We start from the raw sequence: 20,718 nt of genomic DNA, 5'->3' as shown, positions 1-20,718 counted from the left end.
TGATGAACAATGAACAAACGAAACGTAGCAGCTGGGAGTATTTTCTCCTTCGCGCAGCAAGAAAAATCTCGCTATCAGAACCTCAGTACGAGAAGATCAATGGTCGTTATGACCAATTGCAGAGCATCCTTTCTGCATCTGACGATCCTCTTCTTGCTGAAGCTCATATTTTTCCTCAGGGGTCAATGCGGCTAAAAACAACTATAAATCCGGTACCCGATGCTCCAGCTGACTTGGGGACTATCGATGCGGATGCTATTGTCTGGTTGCCACATGCCAAAGGCGTGGATGCAGGAAGAGTATTAAACGCGATCGAAAAGCGTTTTAAAGAGGGAAGCCGGGTACAGGGGGATATCCAACAACTTCGTCGCGGTGTAAGAATCGTTTACGCCGATCAAAACCCCGGTTTTCATATCGATGTCACCCCGGCACGTGCCTGCTTCTGGAATGAACAGGATAACGGGCTTGGCATGCTTGAAGTTCCCGATCGTGAGCTCGGATGGAAGGCAAGTAGCCCCATTCCTTATTCCGACTGGCTCCATCATGCTTCCAGCCTGGAAGTTATGCTCGAAAGTTATGTTGCGCTTAACAAAAGTTTTGCGACAGCGGATTCTGCTACCCAGGAGCCTCTACCCGAGTATGGAGATTATCAGAAGGAGGATCCGCTGCGTGCTAGTATTAAACTGCTGAAACGTCATCGCGATGAATGGGCTATCCGGACGAAAAATGAAAAGAATCGCCCAATATCTGCAGTAATCACAACGCTGGCAACTCACGCGTATCTGGACGTGGTGAAACAATCTCAACAGCGGCCTTTTACGCCTCTGGAGGCTATCATTGAGATTGTGCGCATAATGCCGCAATTTATTCGACTCAACGGCCACGAATATATGATTTGTAATCCGCGAGATAGCGGTGAGAATTTTGCTGAGAAGTGGAATCGTCCAGGGGAAGGCCCATTTTATCGTCGGGCTTTCTATGACTGGCATGAAAACGCCAGTCAAGCCGTGAATCTTGGGCTTCAGAATTATTCCTCCACAGATTCCTTCGCCTTGGCAGTTAAGGAAAATTTTGGCATCGGGCGTGCATTTGTTGATGAGATTAATTCGCAGGTCCCAGCAAGTTGGACAATGCCGGGTCGAGCTGCGGGGGTAACCCGGAATGCAGCCTCAATGGGCGCACTTTTCGGGAGTGCGACGGGCAGTAGCCGGTCTCAGGTAAACGTGAAACCGGTGGGACGCCTTGGCTGAACTAACAGATACTCCACTTCAGCAGGGAATAGCCGCTCTGAGGGAAATTCTCGGAAATGGTGACACCTCAGGAATGCTCCAGCCCGCCAGTGTGCGGGCTGGAGAAGCTGCGGCATTTTGCTTTCCTTTGCCGATTGATTGCGCGGGTGAAGAGCGGAAACTGTATATTGGTTTTCCCAACAATTTTCCTTCCGAATCCCTGCGGCTCCACGTTGAGCCTTCGCCCTGGCTTCTCTGGCCTCACGCCATGGAGTCCGGGTTATGTCTTCATGGTTTTAAAGAACGCCCTATTACAGGCTCCCCTGCAAGCATTGTTCGGGACAGTATTTCACGGCTGACGAGTATCCTTTCATTGTCATTGATGGGAAGTGATGCTGAGCGGAGAAAGGCTGAATTTCAGAACGAAATTACATCATACTGGATTCGACAGCATGGTAAGTCTTTACAGGACCTTATTCTGCTGGGTCGTCCAATAGAGGCTTCAGAGCTTTTTGCTGTTAGCGATCCGCGATATCTCATACCCTCCGGGAAAGAAACCGTCTGGTTGTCGTCTGACGTGGAGGCTATCAAGAAGCACTTCAAACGAATGACCGGGCGAACTGTAACAGTTCGGTCACCCATGGCGGCAGGGTTCTATATAAAACTGGAGAGCTACCCTGATATCAAATTTCCCACACCAAAGGGTTTGATTGCATGGTTGCTGCCTCATATATCCGAGGGCGACGCACAAAAGTTATCTGACTGGTTTGAGAAGAGCAGCTCAATGGTAGCAAGGTGGATCATCCTTGAATTACCTGGGAATAATGGATCACCAGTTTACACACTGAACCTCTATGCTCGTCGGCATAATACCGATCGAGGACCGAAGCTTGGACTCAGGGCTTCACGCCGTAAGCCTGTCCGGGCCTCAGGTGAGTTACCGGAATGTATTCGTTCATCCGGCCTGAATGTAATTGACCGTGCAGATATCCATTCTCGTGACCTAAGTAATGAAATAAAAGGGCTTGAAACTGCGCATGTTGTTTTTGTCGGAGTTGGTTCTTTGGGTGGGGCAGTGGCGTCGCAACTGGTAAGAGCTGGTCTGAAGCAACTGACGCTGATCGATCCAGATAATCTCGAATCAGCGAATTTGGGCAGACATATACTTGGGGCTGATGATCTTGGGAAACCAAAGGCGCAGGCATTACAGTACAGGCTCACTCGGGATTTACCGACTATTGATGTAGCCGCATTCAATACTTATGCACAATTTATTATGGAGTTAAAGCCGGAGATTTTTGAAAAGGCAGATTTAATTATTGTCACTACAGCAGACTGGGAATCGGAAGTTGCACTGTGGACAAAAAAAGCAGAAGGTGCGACCTGGGGTCTATTACAGGGATGGAGCGAACCACATACTCTGGTTGGACATGCCTTAATTGCTCCTCAAGGGGCACATGATGGCCGATACCTGTTTAGCGATAACGGTGATTTTATTCACCGTTATACAAACTGGCCTGAGGGCGGTGTTATTCCACTCCCGGCATGTGGGGAAAGTTTTATTCCCGGTGGTTCGGCTGGGATGACTAATATTGCGGCCATGGTAGCACAAGCAGCCATAAGATTTCTGAACACGCATCAGCATGGCCCTGCGTGGGTGACCAGTCTTTACCGTCCTCAGGATGCAGTGTTGAGTGGCGGGAAATATCTAGGACCAGAACTTCCTGAAGGAACAATCCTGAGTGTTCTGGAGCGAGGCTGGCCCGAATCTGAGAAAAATAATATATGAGCGGCCCAGTATGGCACTGGATATGGCCTGGGATAGAAACTGAGCTGATGGTTTCCCGGTCAGTATCCGATGTCTTTTCCAGCTACAGACAGAATAACTCTTCTACAGAAAAAGGTGGGCAACTGTTCGTCGACCCCACTTACCCTTCCGGCATGTTGCTGTCTTTTGCAACTGTTCCCCATTATGCCGATAGAGCTGGAAGGACCTGGTTGGAGCTGGATGCTAAACGTTGCAGAGAAGAGATTGAAAACGCGAATGACCAAGGCCTACGTCTGGTAGGCTACTGGCATACACATCCACAAGTTATCCCGCAGATTTCTTCCACTGATATTTTGAGTTTCGCACGCTTTGCTCAACGTTATGCCCAAGAGCTACCCTACCCCATAGCTGTCATAGTGGGGACTTCACTTTCACCAGAAGGCGTTAAAGCCTGGTCTATCAGAGCGGGAACCTGTATTGAAGCTTTGAGGATAAATGGCGCAGATTAACCTGAGCGAATATCTCCGGTTTGCCTGGCAAGCATTAGGGCAAACAATTCGGCCTGAAAGCGAGCATCTTCAAGCGCATTGTGGTTTGGCTTAGTGCAAGGTTTCAGAATGGCTGACATATGGGATGATTTTGTTTCGGACCAGCTGTATCCGTAGGCACCCATGAAATATGCTTTTATATCTATTGCGGTAAAACCAAAAGGATTGATTCCGACATATTTGTAGAAGTAATAATTGATAAATGACCAATCAAAAGGGGTATTGAGCCCCACAAAAATCGCTTTCTGTCCCGGATCAATGACGCTTTCTATCCATACTTTAAATTGATGCATTGCTGCTGAAGGGGGAAGCCCGTCCTGTTCAAGTTGCATTAGATCTAACCCGGTTACAGCAAGAGATTCAGGATCGTGCTCGGGACTGTCAGGTTGTAATTCAAGGTATATAGCTACTTCAGCCTGATGTACCAGACACGCTCCGATGGAAAGGAGGCTGAATACTCCGGGCACAGGTCCTGATGTTTCGACATCGACTGAAATATAAACCTCAGATTTTCTCATGGCGGGTTAATCAACTTGTTGAATGTGGGTGAAATTTATTTTTAGAGCTTAGTGGAAATGAAGGCGTTTGTATGCAAAATCCATTGATTCATCTCGCTCCAGCTACTAATGCAACTAACCAAGAATAACGGTTCAATCGCCTGGATACCGATTCAGAGATACCGACATTTAAAATAATCTCAGACACATATTATCCTAACGAATCACCCCCGAAGCCTTCCTGGCTCGGGGGTTTTGTTTTTCTGTCTGAGGTCGTTTCATGAAAAAATCAGAAGGTCTGCAGGCCATCGAGAAACCGCTGGCTTCACTCCCCCATGCCATTGGCAAACATATTCTTGACCATATTCAAAAGCTCACTCACTACGAACCAGTCATCGGGATCATGGGCAAAACAGGCGCGGGAAAATCATCTCTGTGTAATGCGCTTTTCCAGGGGGAGGTTACGCCCATCAGTGACGTCCACGCCTGCACCCGTGACGTACTGCGATTTCGCCTGAGAAAAGGTGAACATAGCCTGATACTGATAGACCTCCCCGGAGTAGGTGAGAGTGAGCAACGGGATAAAGAATATGAATCTCTATATCGCAATATTCTCCCCGAGCTGGATCTCATCTTGTGGGTTATCAAAGCCGATGATCGGGCCTTCTCTGTGGATGAACGCTTCTACCGGCGAGTGATGACTGGCTACCAACAACGGGTACTGTTTGTCGTTAATCAGGTTGACAAAATCGAGCCAAGCCATGAGTGGTATGTCACCGGCAATGCACCATCACCGCACCAGTGGGTGAATATTGAGGCCAGGCTGGCATCCATTCGTCAGTTATTTTCACCACTCCATCCGGTGTGCGCTGTCTCAGCGAGAACAGAATGGAATCTGCCATCAATGGTAGAAACGATGATGTGCTACCTGCCAGACCGAGCCACCAGCCCATTGGCGACACAACTGCACGGGAGGTTATGCGGTGAACTGGTAAAAAAGCAGGCTCGTGAGGGCTTTGGTAATGCGATCGGGGAGGTGTTTGATTCTGCGGAAGCGGCATCATTTATTCCCGTGCCACTAAAAACGGTTATTCGTACTATCCGTGAGGCAGTGGTATCCGTTGCCCGTGCCGTTTGGGACTGGTTTTTCTTCTGAGCTGGCTTACCTGCCATTATATTCAGGACACACCCTGTCCATTCTGAGGTTTATAAGCTACTGAATTTCTAAAGTTTCCTCTTTACACCCCATCAAGGCTGATTTCAGCAACAGTAAAAAATACGTCTTCTTGTGTCCATACCCTGTCCCATCCGTTCGTTAGAATAAATTTTTAATTTTCAGCTAATTAACCTGAATTCTGGATAAAAAATTGAACTAAGTGCCTGTTCCAAGATCAGAATTTTCGACCAAGAAAAAAACGATCTAATAAGGAACAGGCATGGATAAATTCGTTGAACTTTTTTGTGATGTCGACGATTTTTGTCGTATTTTCATTCCACAGTGGGAACAACAGTGTATCGAGAACGGACACAGACAACGCCGCCGTTATGGGCGCATGAGTGTCAGTGAGATCATGACCATTCTGATTTTTTTTCATATGTCAAATCACCGTAATTTCAAAACATTTTATTTGGGGCTCATTTGGCAATACCACCGCAACGATTTTCCGGTCTTACTCAGTTACACCCGTTTTATCGGGATGGCTTCCTCTGTTTTAGTTCCTCTTTGTAGCTATTTGACCCATCTAAAAGGAAAACCCACAGGACTCGCTTTTATCGATTCTACTCATCTCCGTGTTTGCCATAATATTCGTATTCCACGCCATAAAGTTTTTGACGGGGTAGCGAAACGGGGGAAAAGTACGATGGGCTGGTTTTACGGGTTTAAGCTGCATCTGATAGTCAATCATCAAGGGGAAATTATGGCAGCCAAACTCACGCCAGGCAATGTGGATGACCGCGAGCCAGTGCATGAATTAGCAAAAGGATTAACCGGTTCTCTTTACGGAGATAAAGGCTATATCAGCCAATCCCTTGTGGATACTTTAGCGGAGACAGGGGTGACGTTCATCACCAAAAAGCGGCATAACATGAAAGCTAAAGCCCTCAGTGCATGGGATAATATGATGTTATCAAAGCGTTTTATTATAGAAACGATTAATGACCAATTAAAAAATATCTCTCAAATAGAGCACTCACGCCATCGTAGTCTACAAGGGCTCATGTTGACTGTTTTGGGCGGACTGATTGCTTATTGCCTGAAAAAGAATAAACCGTCACTGAATATTATCCACTCGGAAAAGGATGTCTTAGTGACGGCTTAACCAGAATTCAGGTTAATTATATTACTGGAGAACCTGTCTCATGACTCAGGCTGAACGCCGTCATGACCGGCTTGCCGTCAGGCTGTCGTTAATTATCAGCCGCCTGGTGGCGGGTGAAACTCTGGATTTGCGAAAGCTGGCAACTGAATTTGGTGTGTCGGTTCGTACCCTGCGCCGGGACTTTCGGGAACGTCTGATGTATCTGGATCTGGAGTATCGCAAAGGTCAGTGTCGCTTGCTGTCCGGAGGTCGACAGAGAGAGCTGGCGGTGATGACGTTTGCTCGTCAGTCGGGTGTTGAAGCGCTGTTTCCTGATATGGACAACCATCTGGTCAGTTCACTTCTGAGCGGGCCGGGTGAGTCTCCATGCCTTATTTGGAACGGGGATTCACTATTGCAATCACCAGACCTCGGCGTATTTACCAGACTGGTGAGTGCAGTTTCGGAACATCGGAGGGTGACACTACTGGGTAATGGTTGCCGCTGCACGGGACTCGCTCCCTATCGTCTGGTATTGCGTGACCGTGAGTGGTATCTGACCGGTGAGCATCAGGCCCGGATCGCCGTGTTTCCTCTGGCGGATATACGGGCTGTCACGCTTAATAAGGACAGTTTTGCCCCGGATATGGCTGTGCGCGAAATTCTTTCTCGTCCCGATTTTCTTCAGGCACTACCACACTTTCAGTGTATCGAAGACGTTATATCTTCCTTTAGTACCAACAATATTTAACCAAATAAAAGGACAATGAAATGAAAAAAACAAAGTTATTGTTATTAATATCTGGGATCGCTGCTGGAATAATTACATCAAAATTAGCGGAGGCATCCAGCCTTTATAAAGGTGTATTACCTGCCGCAGTCAACAATAAGGATGGCAACAGGTTTTGGTGCAATGCTTATCAGCAGGTGAGAAAAATGTGCAAAGCAACTGAAATTGATGCGTCAGGTGGGTTTATCTTGATACGTTCTGCCCCTTTAAAAGATTGCGAAGCTGGTGTTTGGGGATGGATCAATCCTGGTGACAAGAATATCCTAACTGATTATATTGCAACGGGTTATACCATTACTGCTGATGCTAAACTTAATGTGACAGTCAAGGAACTGTGCAGTCCCGGCATGAAAGTAACCTTTAGACCTAATAGTAAAAGACCTCAATTTGATGACATGGTCGGACCGTATAATGGAAAAGAAGTCTTCCGTTATAAATGGCCTGACTCAAAATAAATTATAATGAATTAAGGTTTGGATATGAAAAGACTATCTATTTTTACCATATTGTTATTCCCTATTACCTCTTTTGCGGTTCCTAATATGTGGGCCAGTGGCTTTGGTCAGGGCATAACTGAATACCTGATCATCAGCCCGGAAAATGTCGTTTTTAACCTTAACTGCACCATGAATCCGGATGAGCAGAATATCCTACAGCACAATGTACTCATCGACCTACCTGACGGTACTCGCTTGGACTCACGCGATGACAAAACAACAATAACGGTTGTGACCGATGATCAACAGTTCCCGTTACCTGCATCGCTGGGCTGGCGAAATGGGGATAACGCCTGGATTCAGTTTATTGATGCCCTTGGTCACGCCGCAACGTTCGATGTTTATGTTAATGATAAAAAAGTAGGAAGTTTTACTCCTGGTATTAAGAATACAGAAAAAGAGCTGGATGACCTCAGCGGTTGCAGAAATATCGCTGGTTAACATTTCTTATAAGTAACCATCCCACCATCTTACGGGCCATGCCTCCTTTGGGAAGCATGGCCTCTTCGTTTTTAATCTCCAAAAAAGGAATTAATCATGACCCGATTAGCCAGCCGCTTTGGTGCGGTTAATGTTGTACGCCGCGACCGCCCATTAACTCACGACGAACTGGCGCATTATGTGCCGAGTGTGTTCAGCGAAGAAAAGCATGAATCCCGCAGCGACCGATACACTTACATCCCAACCATCACCCTGCTAGATAACTTGCAACGTGAAGGTTTCCAGCCTTTCTTTGCATGCCAGACCCGAGTACGTGACCAGAGCAAACGCGAACATACGAAGCACATGTTGCGCCTGCGGCGTGAAGGACAGATTACTGGCAAACAAGTACCGGAAATTATTTTGCTTAACAGTCATGACGGCTCCAGTTCATACCAAATGCTGCCGGGGCTATTTAGATCGGTTTGCCAAAATGGACTGATTTGCGGGTGCCGCATAAAGGCAATGTGGTGGAGAAAGTCATTGAAGGGGCTTACGAAGTACTGGGGATATTTGACCGAGTAGAAGAGAAGCGCGATGCCATGCAATCGCTAATGTTATCGCCGCCAGCACAGCAGGCGATGGCGAAAGCAGCATTAACCTATCGCTTTGGTGAAGAGCATCAGCCGGTGACGGAATCGCAAATCCTATCCCCACGCCGCTGGCAGGATGAAAGTAACGACCTGTGGACCACTTATCAGCGCATTCAGGAAAACCTGATTAAAGGCGGTCTGTCTGGACGAACCACCAAAGGCAAACGTGCCCATACACGCGCTGTTAAAGGTATCGACGGTGATGTGAAGCTTAACCGTGCTCTGTGGGTGATGGCTGAGAATATGTTGCAGCTTGCTTCATGAACCTTTTAATTATCTTTCATGCCCTGCCAATAAACCGGCGGGGCATTATGTTTTAAGGAACTGTGATGTCCGAAATCGCATTATCTCCCGTTTTTCCGGTTAACGAACAACGCATTATCCGTCGAGCCCTGCGTCTGCTGGAGAAATATCAGCGCCAGCCGGGAGAGTCGTTTACCTCAACCAGCGTCACTAAAACCTGGCTGCAGCTGCAAATGGCGGGCCTTGAGCGGGAAATCTTTATCGTCCTGTACCTCGATAACCAGCATCGTTTGCTGGAGCGTGAAACGCTGTTTACCGGCACGCTCAGCCATACGGAGGTACATCCTCGCGAAGTGGTCAAAGCGGCTCTACGCCATAACGCCGCTGCGGTCATTCTGGCCCACAACCATCCATCCGGCGAAATGGAGCCCAGCCAGGCAGATCGGCACATCACAAAGCGGGTAGTGAGTGCACTGGCCTTGGTCGAAGTGCGTGTGCTGGATCACCTCGTGGTAGGGGATGACGTGATGTCATTTGCAGAGCGCGGTTGGCTGTAGGTCCGGCAAAATATCATTAAAAGGAAACTGTTATGTCGTTATCTGATTCTCCCCAATGGGGACTGCAAAGTGATATTACCCCCCGCTTTGGCGCAAGGCTGGTACAGGAGGGCAAGCGTCTGCATTACCTGGCTGACAGGGCTGGTTTTACGGGGGAGCTTTAGCCCGATACACCTGAAGAAATTAGATCTGGCTTTCCCGCTGTTTGTAGAACAACTGGAAGATATGCTGCGTGCTGGCGAACTAAATCCACATCAGCAACGTCAGGTGAACATTCAACTTGCGAGTTTAACCTGTATAGCTGATACCCGTGGTAGCTGCGGTTACGTTTACATTTCTATTTATCCGACCCCGTAACACCTTCTCTCTTCTTCTTTTCTCAGGGTTCTAATCATGCAAACCTCAACTGTACCGGCCACGGTGCCGGTTTCATCACGCCTGTCTCCCGTCCAAGTGTGGCAACAACTGTTAACGTATCTACTGGAACACCATTACGGCCTCACACTCAACGACACGCCATTCCACGATGATTCAGCCATCCAGGAACATATCGAGGCGGGTATCACTCTTGCTGATGCGGTGAATTTTCTCGTGGAACGTTATGAACTGGTACGCATCGACCGCAAGGGATTCACCTGGCAGGAACAGACGCCGTTCCTGACCGCCGCCGATATTCTCAGAGCCAGGCGAGCAACGGGCTTAATAAATACCTGAATTCTTCGAGCCTCATTCCTGATTGTTACCTCTGAACTTCCCACCTTTTTTATTCAGAGCATAATGCGCCTGCCACTCCTGGCAGGCGTGTTTGCTTTTATGGACGATTAACGATGCAAACAGAACCCGACGTGTTAACAGATCACAACGAACTTATCCTTTCGACCAATATCGAACGTGTGGTCACTGGCCGCGATGCCGCACTGAAACAGATAGAACAACTTATTCAGCAGCTTGATGCCATTTCACGGCTAACCTCAGAAATTGGCGGTGGCACAGCGCAAGATTGGGCGATGAAGTCCGTGCACCGCTACGATAGCTGGCTGACTGAGAAGGTTGATAAAGCGATGCCTGCCGTCACCCGCAATATTGACCGCAGTATCTGGTGCGATTTGATGCTGAAGTCCGGCATGATGGCCTTGATGGATGCACAGGCTCGCGACCAGTGGCACAAGAACCTGGAGGAGGGCGACCTTCCTGCCATCAGCGAGGCGAATATCCTCAGTACTTTTGAGCAGCTACATCTGAACAAAATGGATGTCTTTGAACGTGGCATCATCAACGTCTTCAAAGGCCTGTCGTGGGATTACAAAACCAATAGTCCCTGCAACTTCGGTAAGAAGATCATCATCAATAATCTGGTAAGTCACAATCGCTGGGGATTTAGTCTGAACTGGGGTTGGCGGCGGGATCAACTGGCGGACCTGGAGCGAATGCTGTTTCTGCTGGATGGTAAACCGATACCCGACAACCGTGGCGATGTCACTACACGGTTGATGGAGCATATTCGGGACAACCCTTCGAAGGATGTCTACGAAGATGGTTTCTTCAGTATCCGTTATTTTCAGAAAGGAACCGCGCACATCACTTTTAAGCGGTGTGATCTGACAGAAAAGATGAATGATATTGTGGCGAAGCACTATCCGGGGATGCTGGCAGCGAGATGAAGAGGGCAGGGAGGTAATTCCTTACCTGACCCATTACCTGACCCGATTCGTATAAAACAAAAAAGAGTCAGATGATTTATCATCTAACTCCTTGTTTTATTTGGTGGCCCCTGCTGGACTTGAACCAGCGACCAAGCGATTATGAGTCGCCTGCTCTAACCACTGAGCTAAGGGGCCAGTGAAGTGGGAGAATTATACGGTACAGTTTGGGTTCAGGTCTAGTCCCGAAAATTCATATGCGCGTTTTATGTTCAATAATCAGCGACTTTTAACGTAATTTAACCGTTTAGTGGTAAACTCACTTGGTTTTTAGTGATTCCGGTCGTTTTTTGATAAATTATTTTGATTGCTTATCGTACTTTGTCGTACTCTAACAGAGTTCCAGGCTCTTTTTTTTGCTTTCCATTGATTTTCATCCGTTCTCATCACTTTCTATAAAAATATTTCTGTGAATCAATATGAACAGACATCATTTGTCAGCGGCTATTTTTGACCATCATCAAATAGAAGATAAATTCTTTTCATCTATCAGCCAGATGCATGCGCATATCAGTGAGCATGTTCGAGCCTATGTGACTGGGCTTGGAACTTATGCTTTAAATTTTTTGTTAGTGACAGATGGTCAGATGAAAACAGAAGAAGTGCTAAAAATGGCTATTCAGTTGATGGATGAAAGTGTAAGTGTCCCTTTTGGTATTTTTGCCGTGGAGCCTGACAGCAAAACTCTGGAAGTGATCAAACAGGCCGGATTTGTGCCCGATCCTGATGGTACTACGACGGCTATGTGGCTGGATTTGGCTAATTGGCAGATGGGCGAGGGGGCATTTTTGGCGTATGAAATCAGAAACGTTGATCACTGTCTGGCAGACTGGGCCATCCCGATAGAAAGTGCGTTTGAAACAGGGAGTATGTTATCAGGGCAATACCAGATATGTCATCAGGCTGCTTTGGATGCAGGGAAATGTCTGCAACACTATGCATTATATGTGGATGGGCAGCCGCTTTGTGCTTTAACGTTGTCGAGGATGGATAATATTGTTCGTCTTGATGATATTGGCACAGTCGTGGGAAAGCAGGGAAAGGGATATGCCTCTGCTTTAATAAATTATGTTCTGCATGAGGCCAAACAGTATGGTGCAGGCGCGTGTTATCTGGATGCTTCCCATGATGGTAATGCGCTGTATCAAAGGATTGGGTTTAAGCCATTATTTGAATATCAGGGATTTATCCGTGAGTCATAAAAAAACGCCTGTCGGAACAGACGTTTTTTAAGTTTATGAGCACATTCCCTGATCAGTCATCAAGGAAGCTGCGCAGTACTTCTGAACGGCTCGGGTGACGCAGTTTCCGCAGGGCTTTCGCTTCGATCTGACGAATACGCTCACGGGTTACGTCAAACTGTTTACCCACTTCTTCCAGTGTATGGTCGGTGTTCATATCGATACCGAAACGCATGCGCAGCACTTTCGCTTCACGCGCAGTCAGCCCAGCCAGCACATCGTGGGTGGCAGAACGCAGGCTTTCTGATGTTGCAGAATCCAGCGGCAGCTCCAATGTGGTATCTTCAATGAAATCCCCCAGATGTGAATCATCATCATCACCTACTGGTGTTTCCATTGAAATTGGCTCTTTAGCGATTTTCAGCACCTTACGGATCTTGTCTTCTGGCATCAACATACGTTCTGCCAGCTCTTCCGGTGAAGGCTCTCGACCCATTTCCTGCAACATCTGACGGGAAATACGATTGAGTTTGTTGATGGTTTCAATCATATGTACCGGGATACGGATGGTACGAGCCTGATCAGCGATAGAACGCGTGATTGCCTGACGGATCCACCATGTTGCGTAAGTTGAGAATTTGTAACCACGGCGATATTCAAATTTATCAACCGCTTTCATCAGACCAATATTACCTTCCTGAATCAGATCGAGGAATTGCAGGCCACGGTTGGTATATTTTTTCGCAATCGAAATAACCAGACGCAAATTGGCCTCAACCATCTCTTTCTTCGCACGGCGAGCTTTGGCTTCACCGATGGACATACGACGGTTGATATCCTTGACCTGCTCAATAGTCAGGCCGGTTTCTTCTTCAATTTGGCGCAGCTTTTGCAAACTACGCATCACATCGTCTTCAACTTCTGACAATTTATCAGACCACGGCTTGTTCATCGCTTTTGCTGCGGTGAACCAAGTATCAGTCGTTTCATTGCCAGAGAACAGTGTGATGAAGTTTTTCTTCGGCATTTTGCACAGTTCAACACACATCTTCATGATTTGACGCTCTTGAAGACGTACACGATCCATCATGGAACGCATGTTGTTGACCAGATAATCGAACTGTTTCGGTATCAAACGGAATTGTTTGAATACTTCGGACAGCGTTAAAATTTCTGCTGCGGTATTCGGATGGCTGCGACCGTAACTCTTGATTGACTGACGGGTCGTTTCATATTGGTCGCGCAGTTCCTGAAACTTTTGGCGAGCCAATTCTGGATCGATGCTGTTATCATCTTCGCTGTCAGCATCGTCTTCACTTTCTTCGTCATCATCGTCGTCAGAGTCATCAAGCTCTGCCTGAGGAAGTTCTGAGCCAATGTGAGTAGCTGTCGGTGAAAGATCTTCTTCTGCGTTAGGATCAACGAAGCCAGTGATCAAATCAGACAGACGGCACTCGCCTGCTTCTACGCGGTCGTATTGCTCCAGCAAATATGTGATCGCTTCAGGATATTCGGCGACAGAGCACTGTACTTGGTTGATGCCATCTTCAATGCGTTTTGCAATGTCAATCTCACCTTCGCGAGTCAGTAGCTCAACCGTACCCATTTCACGCATATACATACGAACCGGATCGGTGGTGCGTCCGATTTCTGACTCGACACTGGATAACACCTGAGCAGCAGCTTCTGCCGCATCTTCATCGGTGTCGTTTGTGTTTTCTGCCAACATGAGATCATCAGCATCAGGTGCTTCTTCCATTACCTGAATGCCCATGTCATTGATCATTTGGATGATATCTTCTATCTGATCAGAATCGACGATATCTTCCGGCAGATGGTCATTGACCTCAGCATAGGTCAGATAGCCTTGCTCCTTACCTCGGGTGACAAGTAGCTTTAGCTGTGACTGCGGGTTTTGCTCCATAAGACGGTATCCACACTTCAGAGTATTGGTTGGTATCGGTCGGCGAAACAAATATGCCAACAATAAGTTTTCTTGTATTGCTGCTTTCTTTAATAGAGGCAACCGTAGGGCTATGACCCTACCTAATGCGGCATTTAAGCCGTGAATTCTGTGTCTTCGTACTAAATTTTGGTTTAGAACCTATTTCATCAGGCTATATTGCAATAATCACAAATTGCCATATAACCGAGTAATATAGTCCTGTTGAGATAGGCTCTTATTTTCTGTCACCGGACTCTGTGATTAATCTGACTTCTTCACGTTCTTCTGGTGTCAGGCCTTCTGTTCTTTCTTTGGCAATCAGAAAGCTGAAACGTTCATCAAGCGCTGATGCGAAAAGATGATTCAGCGCATCGCTAAAAGTTTTTTCAGCAATCTCATCTACCTGTATATCGTTCCATGCGGCGAGCTTTTCAAGCTGTTTTGCGTACTTATTATCGCGATACTGCTCTAAAAGTTGCCCGGTTGTTAAGCCAGGTTGTGCAAGACATGTGTCGACAAGCTCAATGAATAACGGTAATCCCGCTATCTGAACTGAAAACAATCCTTGTAATGAAGGAACTAATGTCGCTAAATGCGGATTTTGCACCAACAATGCAATCAAGATACGCATTGTTGTTGGCTTCAGTTTTAGCGCCTGATAGGTACTGGTATCTTTTTTGACAAGTTTTGCCAAAAATCGTTCCAATTGTGTTGTATCAGGTGTTCCTAACAGGTTACCAAGTTCTTGCAGCAGGTAGAGTCGCAGTGTTTCTCCCGGGACTTGACTGATCAACGGCATAGCAAGCGAGCTGATCTTGGTCGTTCCTTCCGGGGTACTCAAATCAACCTGTGGTAACAGTGATTCGAACAAAAATGTAGACAAAGTCAGTGCCTTTTCCATTCTTTGCTCAAATACTTCACGCCCTTCTTTGCGAATCAGTGAATCTGGATCCTCGCCATCAGGCAAGAACATAAAACGTAATTGCCGACCATCATTCAAATAGGGCAGCGCCGTTTCCAGCGCTCGCCAGGCAGCATCACGGCCTGCACGGTCTCCATCGTAACAACAGACGACATTATCGGTTGTTCGAAAAAGTAACTGGACGTGTTCGGCAGTCGTAGATGTTCCTAACGAAGCCACAGCGTAGTCAATGCCAAATTGAGCCAGTGCGACAACATCCATATAACCTTCAACCACCAATAGCCTTGAAAGGGAATTGTGGTTCTGTTGTGCTTCATAAAGGCCATATAACTGTCGGCCTTTATGAAAAATCTCTGTTTCCGGTGAGTTCAGGTATTTGGGAAGCGCATCTCCCAGTACCCTGCCACCGAATGCAATCACACGACCCCGACGATCGCGGATTGGGAACATCACACGCTCGCGGAAACGGTCATAAGTGCGGCCATTGTCGTTTGTGACCAGCATTCCCGCGTCGTTTAACTGCTTTCGCTCTTCCGCATTATGGGCAAACTGTTTCAGGACGTTATCCCACCCCGTTGGAGCAAAGCCGATGGCGAAGCGGTGGATGATCTCTTCACTGAGCCCGCGTCTGAGTAAATATTGTTGGGCTGATTGGCCGTTGGGCGTCGTCAGTGAATGTTGATAGAAACTGTTTATCGTATCCATCAACTGATAAAGGTTTTGTCTTTGGTGGCGTTCGATGTGACCGCCGCCTGAGTTTGCTTCATAGGGCACTTCTAACCCGTGCATAGCCGCCAGTTCTTCGATAGATTCGACAAAATCGAGCCTGTCATAATTCATCAGAAAATCAATGGCATTTCCATGTGCACTACAACCAAAGCAATGGTAAAACTGTTTATCAGCATTAACAGTAAATGAAGGGGTTTTTTCGTTATGAAAAGGACAACACGCTTGATGATTTTTGCCTTTCTTTTTGAGAGGCACTCTTATATCGATCAAATCAATGATATCGGTTCTTGCTAATAAATCATTGATAAATGCGCGTGGAATTCGTCCAGCCATAAGCCCTTTTACGCCTGTTGATGAACGAGAATAAGCCGCGCTTCCTTTGGGGAAAGCACGGCCTTTAACTGCAGTAGTTTGTTAATACAACCACTATGCGGATAGACCGCAAGGATTAGTACAAACGAGTGCGGCGTGCGTTTTCACGAGCGAGTTTTTTAGCGTGACGCTTAACAGCAGAAGCTTTAGCGCGCTTGCGTTCAGTCGTTGGTTTTTCATAGAATTCACGACGACGAACTTCTGCTAATACGCCTGCTTTTTCGCAAGAACGCTTAAAGCGACGCAGTGCTACGTCGAATGGCTCGTTTTCACGTACTTTAATTACTGGCATGTGCCTCTCACCTCAATAGAAATCGGGTTTGTCGCTGGCGGGATAGTGCCAGCCGTCTTTAAAATGGTGCGGAATTTTACTTCAATGAACACGGCTTTGTAAAGTGCCGAGGCAAATTGAAACACACAACGCCACGGATTGCAGCTTGATTTTCAGCACATCAACAAGCAAGTCGGCGCTAGCGTTATTAACATTAACCACACAGGATATTCAAGTAGGGGACTGATTATAGACTAAACAGAAAAAATAGTCAGCATGTAAATAGAGACAGATTTATCCACCTTTATGGAGGTGCAGTTGATGTGATTAGACAGATGTGGTTACACACAGATGATGGTACACTGACGCCCGTTTAGGGGAATACAGTATATGCGAATAGAATAGTTGCAAATGGCAACTAAACAAACAGTGACGAGACAAATAGTTCAATGCGAGTTTTAGGTATAGAAACGTCCTGCGATGAAACCGGAATCGCAATTTATGATGACAGAACCGGTCTGCTAGCCAATCAATTGTACAGTCAGGTCAAGCTGCATGCGGATTATGGTGGTGTCGTGCCTGAACTGGCGTCCCGTGACCACATTCGTAAAACGGTTCCCCTGATTCAGGCTGCGTTGAAAGAAGCCGGTCTGACGAGCAAAGATATTGATGCTGTCGCTTACACCGCAGGCCCAGGTTTGGTGGGGGCGCTGTTAGTTGGGGCAACCATCGGTCGCTCATTGGCCTTTGCGTGGAATGTTCCTGCTATTCCTGTACACCATATGGAAGGCCACTTGCTGGCACCGATGTTAGAAGAAAATACGCCCGAGTTCCCTTTTGTCGCATTGCTGGTTTCTGGCGGGCATACTCAACTGATCAGTGTGACCGGTATTGGTGAGTATAAACTGTTAGGTGAATCTATCGATGACGCAGCAGGTGAAGCATTCGATAAAACGGCAAAATTACTGGGGCTGGATTATCCGGGCGGGCCTGTACTTGCTCGTATGGCACAGCATGGCGAGGCGAGGCGTTTTGTCTTCCCGCGCCCAATGACGGATCGTCCAGGGCTGGATTTCAGTTTCTCTGGCTTGAAAACTTTCGCCGCCAATACGATTCGCAATCATATTCATGGTCATGATTCCGGCGAAGATGAACAAACCAAAGCGGATATTGCCCGGGCCTTTGAAGATGCGGTTGTGGATACACTGGCGATCAAGTGTAAGCGAGCACTGGAACAAACGGGCTTTAAACGTTTAGTGATGGCAGGTGGTGTTAGTGCAAACCGGACATTGCGTACCAAAATGCAGGAAGTGATGGAAAAGCTGGGGGGAGAAGTTTTCTATGCTCGCCCTGAATTCTGTACCGATAATGGTGCAATGATCGCTCTTGCTGGTATGATGCGTCTGCAAGGCAGCACTGAAAGTGCGCTGGGTGTGACAGTCAAAGCACGCTGGCCTCTGGCTGATCTCCCTCCTTTGAAAAAGTGAAAATACCACGTGGCTACGCCAATGATCGCTAAACTTTAGCGATCATTGTATCGAGTATTAGTTAATTATTTATTTTTTAATTTCAATAACATATTGTGGTCCTCCTGTTTTAGAACCGCCTATTTTGTATATGTTAGTGATGGTGAGCCCAACCTGTTTTACCAGTGCTTCTAATTCGAATTGATACCGTTCTTTACCTAATAAAAGAACATCCATGTATAAATCAAAGGATTCTGCTTCTGCATTACTTTGTTCTTTAATCATATCGATAATATATAGAGTCGAATCTTTGTGCATGGCTTGATGACAATTTTTTAGAATGTCAGTGACACGTTCATCTGGCCAATTATGTAAAACATTTTTCATGCAATAGGCATCATATCCTGAAGGAATAGCGGAAAAGAAATCACCATTAATAAAGGTAATTCCCTCTGATTCTTGTTTGATAAAATCATACTGATCCATGACAGCACATCTAATATTGGGATAATTTTCTTTTATTCTTTTTGCTAAAGCGCCGTATCCGCCACCGACATCAATGACTGATGAAATATTATGTAGCGGAATGTGCTCAATAATATATTCATTCATTATATTGGTCACTTTTGACATTAAGTTATCGAAGTTATCTTTAAGGATTTTATTCTTCTCATGACCAAAATAATCAAAAAATTTTTCATGATGATTAATTTCAAAAGCCGATTTATTATTTTCTTTATTTAAGGAAGCATTATATTTTGCCCAAGAATTCCAATTAATTGAATCTAATTCAAATTTTATATGCAATGTCTCAAGGCTATTAGGATCACTTAATGATGAGCACTGTTCGGTAAGATAAAATTTATCATCTTTTTCCAGTAATACACCAAGTGAACGCATATAATTGAGTAGTCGGTGAAATCTATCGACGGAAACATGACATAGTTTAGCAAGTTGCTCTGCGGTTTTTCCATCTTGAGTGCTTAAATATGTCGGGGCATTACTTTCAACAAAAGTATACAGTGCAATAGATTTACGATAGACAGTGGTCATTTCTGTAAGCATTATTGGGTGTCCTTATGGTAATTATTGTAACTATTATTAATTTATGTGGTAATTATTTTTGATATGCCTATCAGATAATATTGATATCCGCCATTTTTATTTAATATAAAAATGGCGGATATCATCATATTCACTAATTAAGTATGATTAAATGTTTTTATGTGATTAAAAAATATTGTTTCTTATTAAATAAAAGAGGTTGTTTTAAATAAGTATGGCAGATCATTTCCTTTTTGGATAAGGGCTGCTAACGACAATTGAACAGGCTACAGATATAGGGCGGTGCTTTTCAGAATCACTTTAATGGAAAAGGTAGGCAGCCCCTTGTGGGGGCCATCTGTTATTACTCGTCTTGCTGTTCCTGCTCTTTAACCGCTTGAATTTTTTCTTTATCCGTCATTTCCTGTTTCTTTTTCAGCTTCTGCCAAATACGGCTTTCCTGCCCACGCCAAAGGCGCTGAATATTATCGTGATGGCGCAGAAGTATCAGACAGGAAAGCATTGCGACGGGAAAGGTTAATTCAGGTTTAAACCACCAAACGTAGAAAGGAGCGATCAACGCACTGACAATGGCACCCAATGATGAGTAACCGCTTAACAGCACGGTCAGCAGCCATGTACCAGCAATTAATCCCATAAGGTCCCAACCAATGGCGGCAATCGCCCCAAACGCAGTCGCAACGCCTTTACCGCCTTTGAAGCGAAAGAACACGGGGTAAATGTGGCCTAGACAGGCGACAATGGCGATAATGCCCAAATAGGTGGGTTGAATATTGAGTTTGTACGCCAGCCAAACCGGAATCATTCCTTTCAGGACATCGCAGATAAGCACTGCCAGTGCAGCACCTTTACCTCCGATGCGCAGTACATTTGTTGCCCCCGGGTTACCGGAACCATTCTGGCGGGGATCGGGTAGTCCTGCCAAACGGCAGATCAATATCGCGCTGGATATGGAGCCACATAGGTACGCGAAGATGATCATGCCAAGTGCGATAGCACTCATAAGATATCTCCAATGAATAAGGGTCGTTTTCTTAACTCTAACAATGGATAATACGCACATTTGGCCGGAAGTGGTATCCGGTGAACCGAAAAACGGGGAAAAGGTCGTGATGGATATCGTATTTATAGAAGAATTAGCGGTCATTACTACAATTGGTGTTTATGACTGGGAACAGACAATTAAACAGAAACTGGTGTTCGATATCGAAATGGGATGGGATAACAAACGCGCGTCTTCCAGTGATAACGTCGAACACTGTCTGGACTACGCCAAAGTCAGCGAAGCGGTGATCCACCGTGTGGAAAGCCAGCGCTTTGCCTTAGTTGAGCGGGTGGCAGAAGAGGTGGCGGATATTTTACTGAATCAATTTCATTCGCCCTGGGTGAAAATTAAAGTCAGTAAACCGGGTGCTGTTGCTCAGGCAAAAAGTGTTGGTGTGGTGATTGAACGCAGTTCAAATGATGTAATCATAAATGGCTGATTTGATCAGCTCCTGCATTAAAAAAGCGCCTCAAATTGATAGATTATTTGGAGCGCTTTTATCAATTACCGGAAATAATCA

General features: G+C 46.1%; 20 protein-coding genes, 1 tRNA gene and 2 pseudogenes. 16 read left to right on the top strand and 7 right to left on the bottom strand.

What is annotated here, in order from left to right; translation table 11 throughout:
• Positions 1-2: 2 nt before the first annotated feature.
• The 3 genes from XBJ1_RS07935 to XBJ1_RS07925 are packed head-to-tail and all read left to right on the top strand — an operon-like array spanning position 3 to position 3,506.
• The gene (locus XBJ1_RS07935) at positions 3-1,250 is read left to right on the top strand and encodes a nucleotidyltransferase domain-containing protein (RefSeq protein ID WP_012988342.1); all 1,248 of its coding nucleotides are present in this window, start codon (positions 3-5) and stop codon (positions 1,248-1,250) included.
• Positions 1,243-3,018 carry a ThiF family adenylyltransferase gene (locus tag XBJ1_RS07930; RefSeq protein WP_038198674.1) on the top strand — a complete coding sequence of 592 codons (1,776 nt, stop codon included), beginning with the start codon at positions 1,243-1,245 and terminating at the stop codon, positions 3,016-3,018. The genes XBJ1_RS07935 and XBJ1_RS07930 overlap by 8 nt, the downstream gene beginning before the upstream one ends.
• The gene (locus XBJ1_RS07925; protein ID WP_012988340.1) at positions 3,015-3,506 is read left to right on the top strand and encodes a Mov34/MPN/PAD-1 family protein; all 492 of its coding nucleotides are present in this window, start codon (positions 3,015-3,017) and stop codon (positions 3,504-3,506) included. Before XBJ1_RS07930 ends, XBJ1_RS07925 begins: the two co-directional genes overlap by 4 nt.
• Here XBJ1_RS07925 and XBJ1_RS07920 read toward each other — a convergent pair.
• Positions 3,503-4,063, bottom strand: a complete 561-nt coding sequence (locus XBJ1_RS07920; protein ID WP_012988339.1) for a 3'-5' exonuclease — start codon at positions 4,061-4,063, stop codon at positions 3,503-3,505. The genes XBJ1_RS07925 and XBJ1_RS07920 overlap by 4 nt on opposite strands.
• 259 nt (positions 4,064-4,322) lie before the next feature.
• On the opposite strand from XBJ1_RS07920, the gene XBJ1_RS07915 reads away from it, so the two are divergent.
• The 10 genes and pseudogenes from XBJ1_RS07915 (at position 4,323) to XBJ1_RS07870 (ending at position 11,163) form a co-directional block, all read left to right on the top strand.
• Positions 4,323-5,198 carry a GTPase family protein gene (locus tag XBJ1_RS07915; protein ID WP_012988338.1) on the top strand — a complete coding sequence of 292 codons (876 nt, stop codon included), beginning with the start codon at positions 4,323-4,325 and terminating at the stop codon, positions 5,196-5,198.
• Between the two features lie 280 nt (positions 5,199-5,478).
• Positions 5,479-6,363: an IS982 family transposase gene (locus XBJ1_RS07910; RefSeq protein WP_012988337.1), complete on the top strand. Its 885-nt coding sequence runs from the start codon at positions 5,479-5,481 to the stop codon at positions 6,361-6,363.
• Positions 6,364-6,403: 40 nt separating this feature from the next.
• A complete protein-coding gene (locus tag XBJ1_RS07905) occupies positions 6,404-7,093 on the top strand; it encodes a WYL domain-containing protein (protein WP_012988336.1) in 690 nt (229 codons plus the stop codon).
• A gap of 20 nt (positions 7,094-7,113) precedes the next feature.
• Positions 7,114-7,587 carry a hypothetical protein gene (locus tag XBJ1_RS07900; protein ID WP_012988335.1) on the top strand — a complete coding sequence of 158 codons (474 nt, stop codon included), beginning with the start codon at positions 7,114-7,116 and terminating at the stop codon, positions 7,585-7,587.
• Between the two features lie 24 nt (positions 7,588-7,611).
• A complete protein-coding gene (locus XBJ1_RS07895; RefSeq protein ID WP_012988334.1) occupies positions 7,612-8,070 on the top strand; it encodes a hypothetical protein in 459 nt (152 codons plus the stop codon).
• Positions 8,071-8,166: 96 nt separating this feature from the next.
• Positions 8,167-8,966, top strand: a pseudogene (locus XBJ1_RS07890) (DUF932 domain-containing protein).
• Positions 8,967-9,031: 65 nt separating this feature from the next.
• Positions 9,032-9,502: a RadC family protein gene (gene radC, locus XBJ1_RS07885; RefSeq protein ID WP_012988333.1), complete on the top strand. Its 471-nt coding sequence runs from the start codon at positions 9,032-9,034 to the stop codon at positions 9,500-9,502.
• A 32-nt stretch (positions 9,503-9,534) separates the two neighbouring features.
• A pseudogene (locus tag XBJ1_RS07880) lies at positions 9,535-9,859 on the top strand (type IV toxin-antitoxin system YeeU family antitoxin).
• 36 nt (positions 9,860-9,895) lie between these two features.
• On the top strand, positions 9,896-10,216 hold the full coding sequence (locus XBJ1_RS07875) for a TA system toxin CbtA family protein (protein ID WP_012988330.1): 321 nt from the start codon (positions 9,896-9,898) through the stop codon (positions 10,214-10,216).
• 113 nt (positions 10,217-10,329) lie between these two features.
• Positions 10,330-11,163 carry a DUF4942 domain-containing protein gene (locus XBJ1_RS07870; protein ID WP_012988329.1) on the top strand — a complete coding sequence of 278 codons (834 nt, stop codon included), beginning with the start codon at positions 10,330-10,332 and terminating at the stop codon, positions 11,161-11,163.
• 101 nt (positions 11,164-11,264) lie between these two features.
• On the opposite strand, the gene XBJ1_RS07865 is transcribed toward XBJ1_RS07870, so the two are convergent.
• Positions 11,265-11,340 (bottom strand) — tRNA-Ile (locus XBJ1_RS07865).
• A gap of 281 nt (positions 11,341-11,621) precedes the next feature.
• On the opposite strand from XBJ1_RS07865, the gene XBJ1_RS07860 reads away from it, so the two are divergent.
• Complete coding sequence (locus XBJ1_RS07860; RefSeq protein WP_012988328.1) at positions 11,622-12,404, top strand: GNAT family N-acetyltransferase; 783 nt, start codon at positions 11,622-11,624, stop codon at positions 12,402-12,404.
• A 52-nt stretch (positions 12,405-12,456) separates the two neighbouring features.
• Here the strand turns inward: XBJ1_RS07860 and rpoD are convergent, their stop codons facing one another.
• The 3 genes from rpoD to rpsU form a co-directional block, all read right to left on the bottom strand.
• The gene (gene rpoD, locus XBJ1_RS07855; RefSeq protein WP_012988327.1) at positions 12,457-14,307 is read right to left on the bottom strand and encodes an RNA polymerase sigma factor RpoD; all 1,851 of its coding nucleotides are present in this window, start codon (positions 14,305-14,307) and stop codon (positions 12,457-12,459) included.
• Positions 14,308-14,563: 256 nt separating this feature from the next.
• Positions 14,564-16,312: a DNA primase gene (gene dnaG, locus XBJ1_RS07850; RefSeq protein WP_012988326.1), complete on the bottom strand. Its 1,749-nt coding sequence runs from the start codon at positions 16,310-16,312 to the stop codon at positions 14,564-14,566.
• Between the two features lie 115 nt (positions 16,313-16,427).
• Positions 16,428-16,643 carry a 30S ribosomal protein S21 gene (rpsU, locus tag XBJ1_RS07845; RefSeq protein WP_001144069.1) on the bottom strand — a complete coding sequence of 72 codons (216 nt, stop codon included), beginning with the start codon at positions 16,641-16,643 and terminating at the stop codon, positions 16,428-16,430.
• A gap of 428 nt (positions 16,644-17,071) precedes the next feature.
• Here rpsU and tsaD point away from each other — a divergent pair, with 428 nt between their 5' ends.
• Complete coding sequence (gene tsaD, locus XBJ1_RS07840; RefSeq protein WP_012988325.1) at positions 17,072-18,109, top strand: tRNA (adenosine(37)-N6)-threonylcarbamoyltransferase complex transferase subunit TsaD; 1,038 nt, start codon at positions 17,072-17,074, stop codon at positions 18,107-18,109.
• Between the two features lie 69 nt (positions 18,110-18,178).
• Here tsaD and XBJ1_RS07835 read toward each other — a convergent pair whose 3' ends face one another.
• A complete protein-coding gene (locus tag XBJ1_RS07835) occupies positions 18,179-19,153 on the bottom strand; it encodes a methyltransferase (RefSeq protein WP_012988324.1) in 975 nt (324 codons plus the stop codon).
• Positions 19,154-19,496: 343 nt separating this feature from the next.
• Positions 19,497-20,156, bottom strand: coding sequence for a glycerol-3-phosphate 1-O-acyltransferase PlsY (plsY, locus tag XBJ1_RS07830; RefSeq protein WP_012988323.1), 660 nt, complete (start codon positions 20,154-20,156; stop codon positions 19,497-19,499).
• 109 nt (positions 20,157-20,265) lie between these two features.
• Here plsY and folB point away from each other — a divergent pair, with 109 nt between their 5' ends.
• Complete coding sequence (gene folB, locus XBJ1_RS07825) at positions 20,266-20,637, top strand: bifunctional dihydroneopterin aldolase/7,8-dihydroneopterin epimerase (protein ID WP_038198679.1); 372 nt, start codon at positions 20,266-20,268, stop codon at positions 20,635-20,637.
• The last annotated feature ends 81 nt before the right edge of the window (positions 20,638-20,718 follow it).

Origin of the sequence: Xenorhabdus bovienii SS-2004 (genome assembly GCF_000027225.1) — a bacterium.
Classification (GTDB): Bacteria; Pseudomonadota; Gammaproteobacteria; order Enterobacterales; family Enterobacteriaceae; genus Xenorhabdus; species Xenorhabdus bovienii_C.
The sequence above is the reverse complement of the archived record's forward strand: the minus strand, read 5'-3'. Positions and strand labels throughout refer to the sequence as shown.

Coding starts and splice junctions, on each gene's coding strand:
- XBJ1_RS07935 (WP_012988342.1), top strand. CDS start 3: ATGAACAATGAACAAACGAAACGTAGCAGCTGGGAGTATTTTCTCCTT.
- XBJ1_RS07925 (WP_012988340.1), top strand. CDS start 3,015: ATGAGCGGCCCAGTATGGCACTGGATATGGCCTGGGATAGAAACTGAG.
- XBJ1_RS07920 (WP_012988339.1), bottom strand. CDS start 4,063: ATGAGAAAATCTGAGGTTTATATTTCAGTCGATGTCGAAACATCAGGA.
- XBJ1_RS07915 (WP_012988338.1), top strand. CDS start 4,323: ATGAAAAAATCAGAAGGTCTGCAGGCCATCGAGAAACCGCTGGCTTCA.
- XBJ1_RS07910 (WP_012988337.1), top strand. CDS start 5,479: ATGGATAAATTCGTTGAACTTTTTTGTGATGTCGACGATTTTTGTCGT.
- XBJ1_RS07905 (WP_012988336.1), top strand. CDS start 6,404: ATGACTCAGGCTGAACGCCGTCATGACCGGCTTGCCGTCAGGCTGTCG.
- XBJ1_RS07900 (WP_012988335.1), top strand. CDS start 7,114: ATGAAAAAAACAAAGTTATTGTTATTAATATCTGGGATCGCTGCTGGA.
- XBJ1_RS07895 (WP_012988334.1), top strand. CDS start 7,612: ATGAAAAGACTATCTATTTTTACCATATTGTTATTCCCTATTACCTCT.
- radC (WP_012988333.1), top strand. CDS start 9,032: ATGTCCGAAATCGCATTATCTCCCGTTTTTCCGGTTAACGAACAACGC.
- XBJ1_RS07875 (WP_012988330.1), top strand. CDS start 9,896: ATGCAAACCTCAACTGTACCGGCCACGGTGCCGGTTTCATCACGCCTG.
- XBJ1_RS07870 (WP_012988329.1), top strand. CDS start 10,330: ATGCAAACAGAACCCGACGTGTTAACAGATCACAACGAACTTATCCTT.
- XBJ1_RS07860 (WP_012988328.1), top strand. CDS start 11,622: ATGAACAGACATCATTTGTCAGCGGCTATTTTTGACCATCATCAAATA.
- rpoD (WP_012988327.1), bottom strand. CDS start 14,307: ATGGAGCAAAACCCGCAGTCACAGCTAAAGCTACTTGTCACCCGAGGT.
- dnaG (WP_012988326.1), bottom strand. CDS start 16,312: ATGGCTGGACGAATTCCACGCGCATTTATCAATGATTTATTAGCAAGA.
- rpsU (WP_001144069.1), bottom strand. CDS start 16,643: ATGCCAGTAATTAAAGTACGTGAAAACGAGCCATTCGACGTAGCACTG.
- tsaD (WP_012988325.1), top strand. CDS start 17,072: ATGCGAGTTTTAGGTATAGAAACGTCCTGCGATGAAACCGGAATCGCA.
- XBJ1_RS07835 (WP_012988324.1), bottom strand. CDS start 19,153: ATGCTTACAGAAATGACCACTGTCTATCGTAAATCTATTGCACTGTAT.
- plsY (WP_012988323.1), bottom strand. CDS start 20,156: ATGAGTGCTATCGCACTTGGCATGATCATCTTCGCGTACCTATGTGGC.
- folB (WP_038198679.1), top strand. CDS start 20,266: ATGGATATCGTATTTATAGAAGAATTAGCGGTCATTACTACAATTGGT.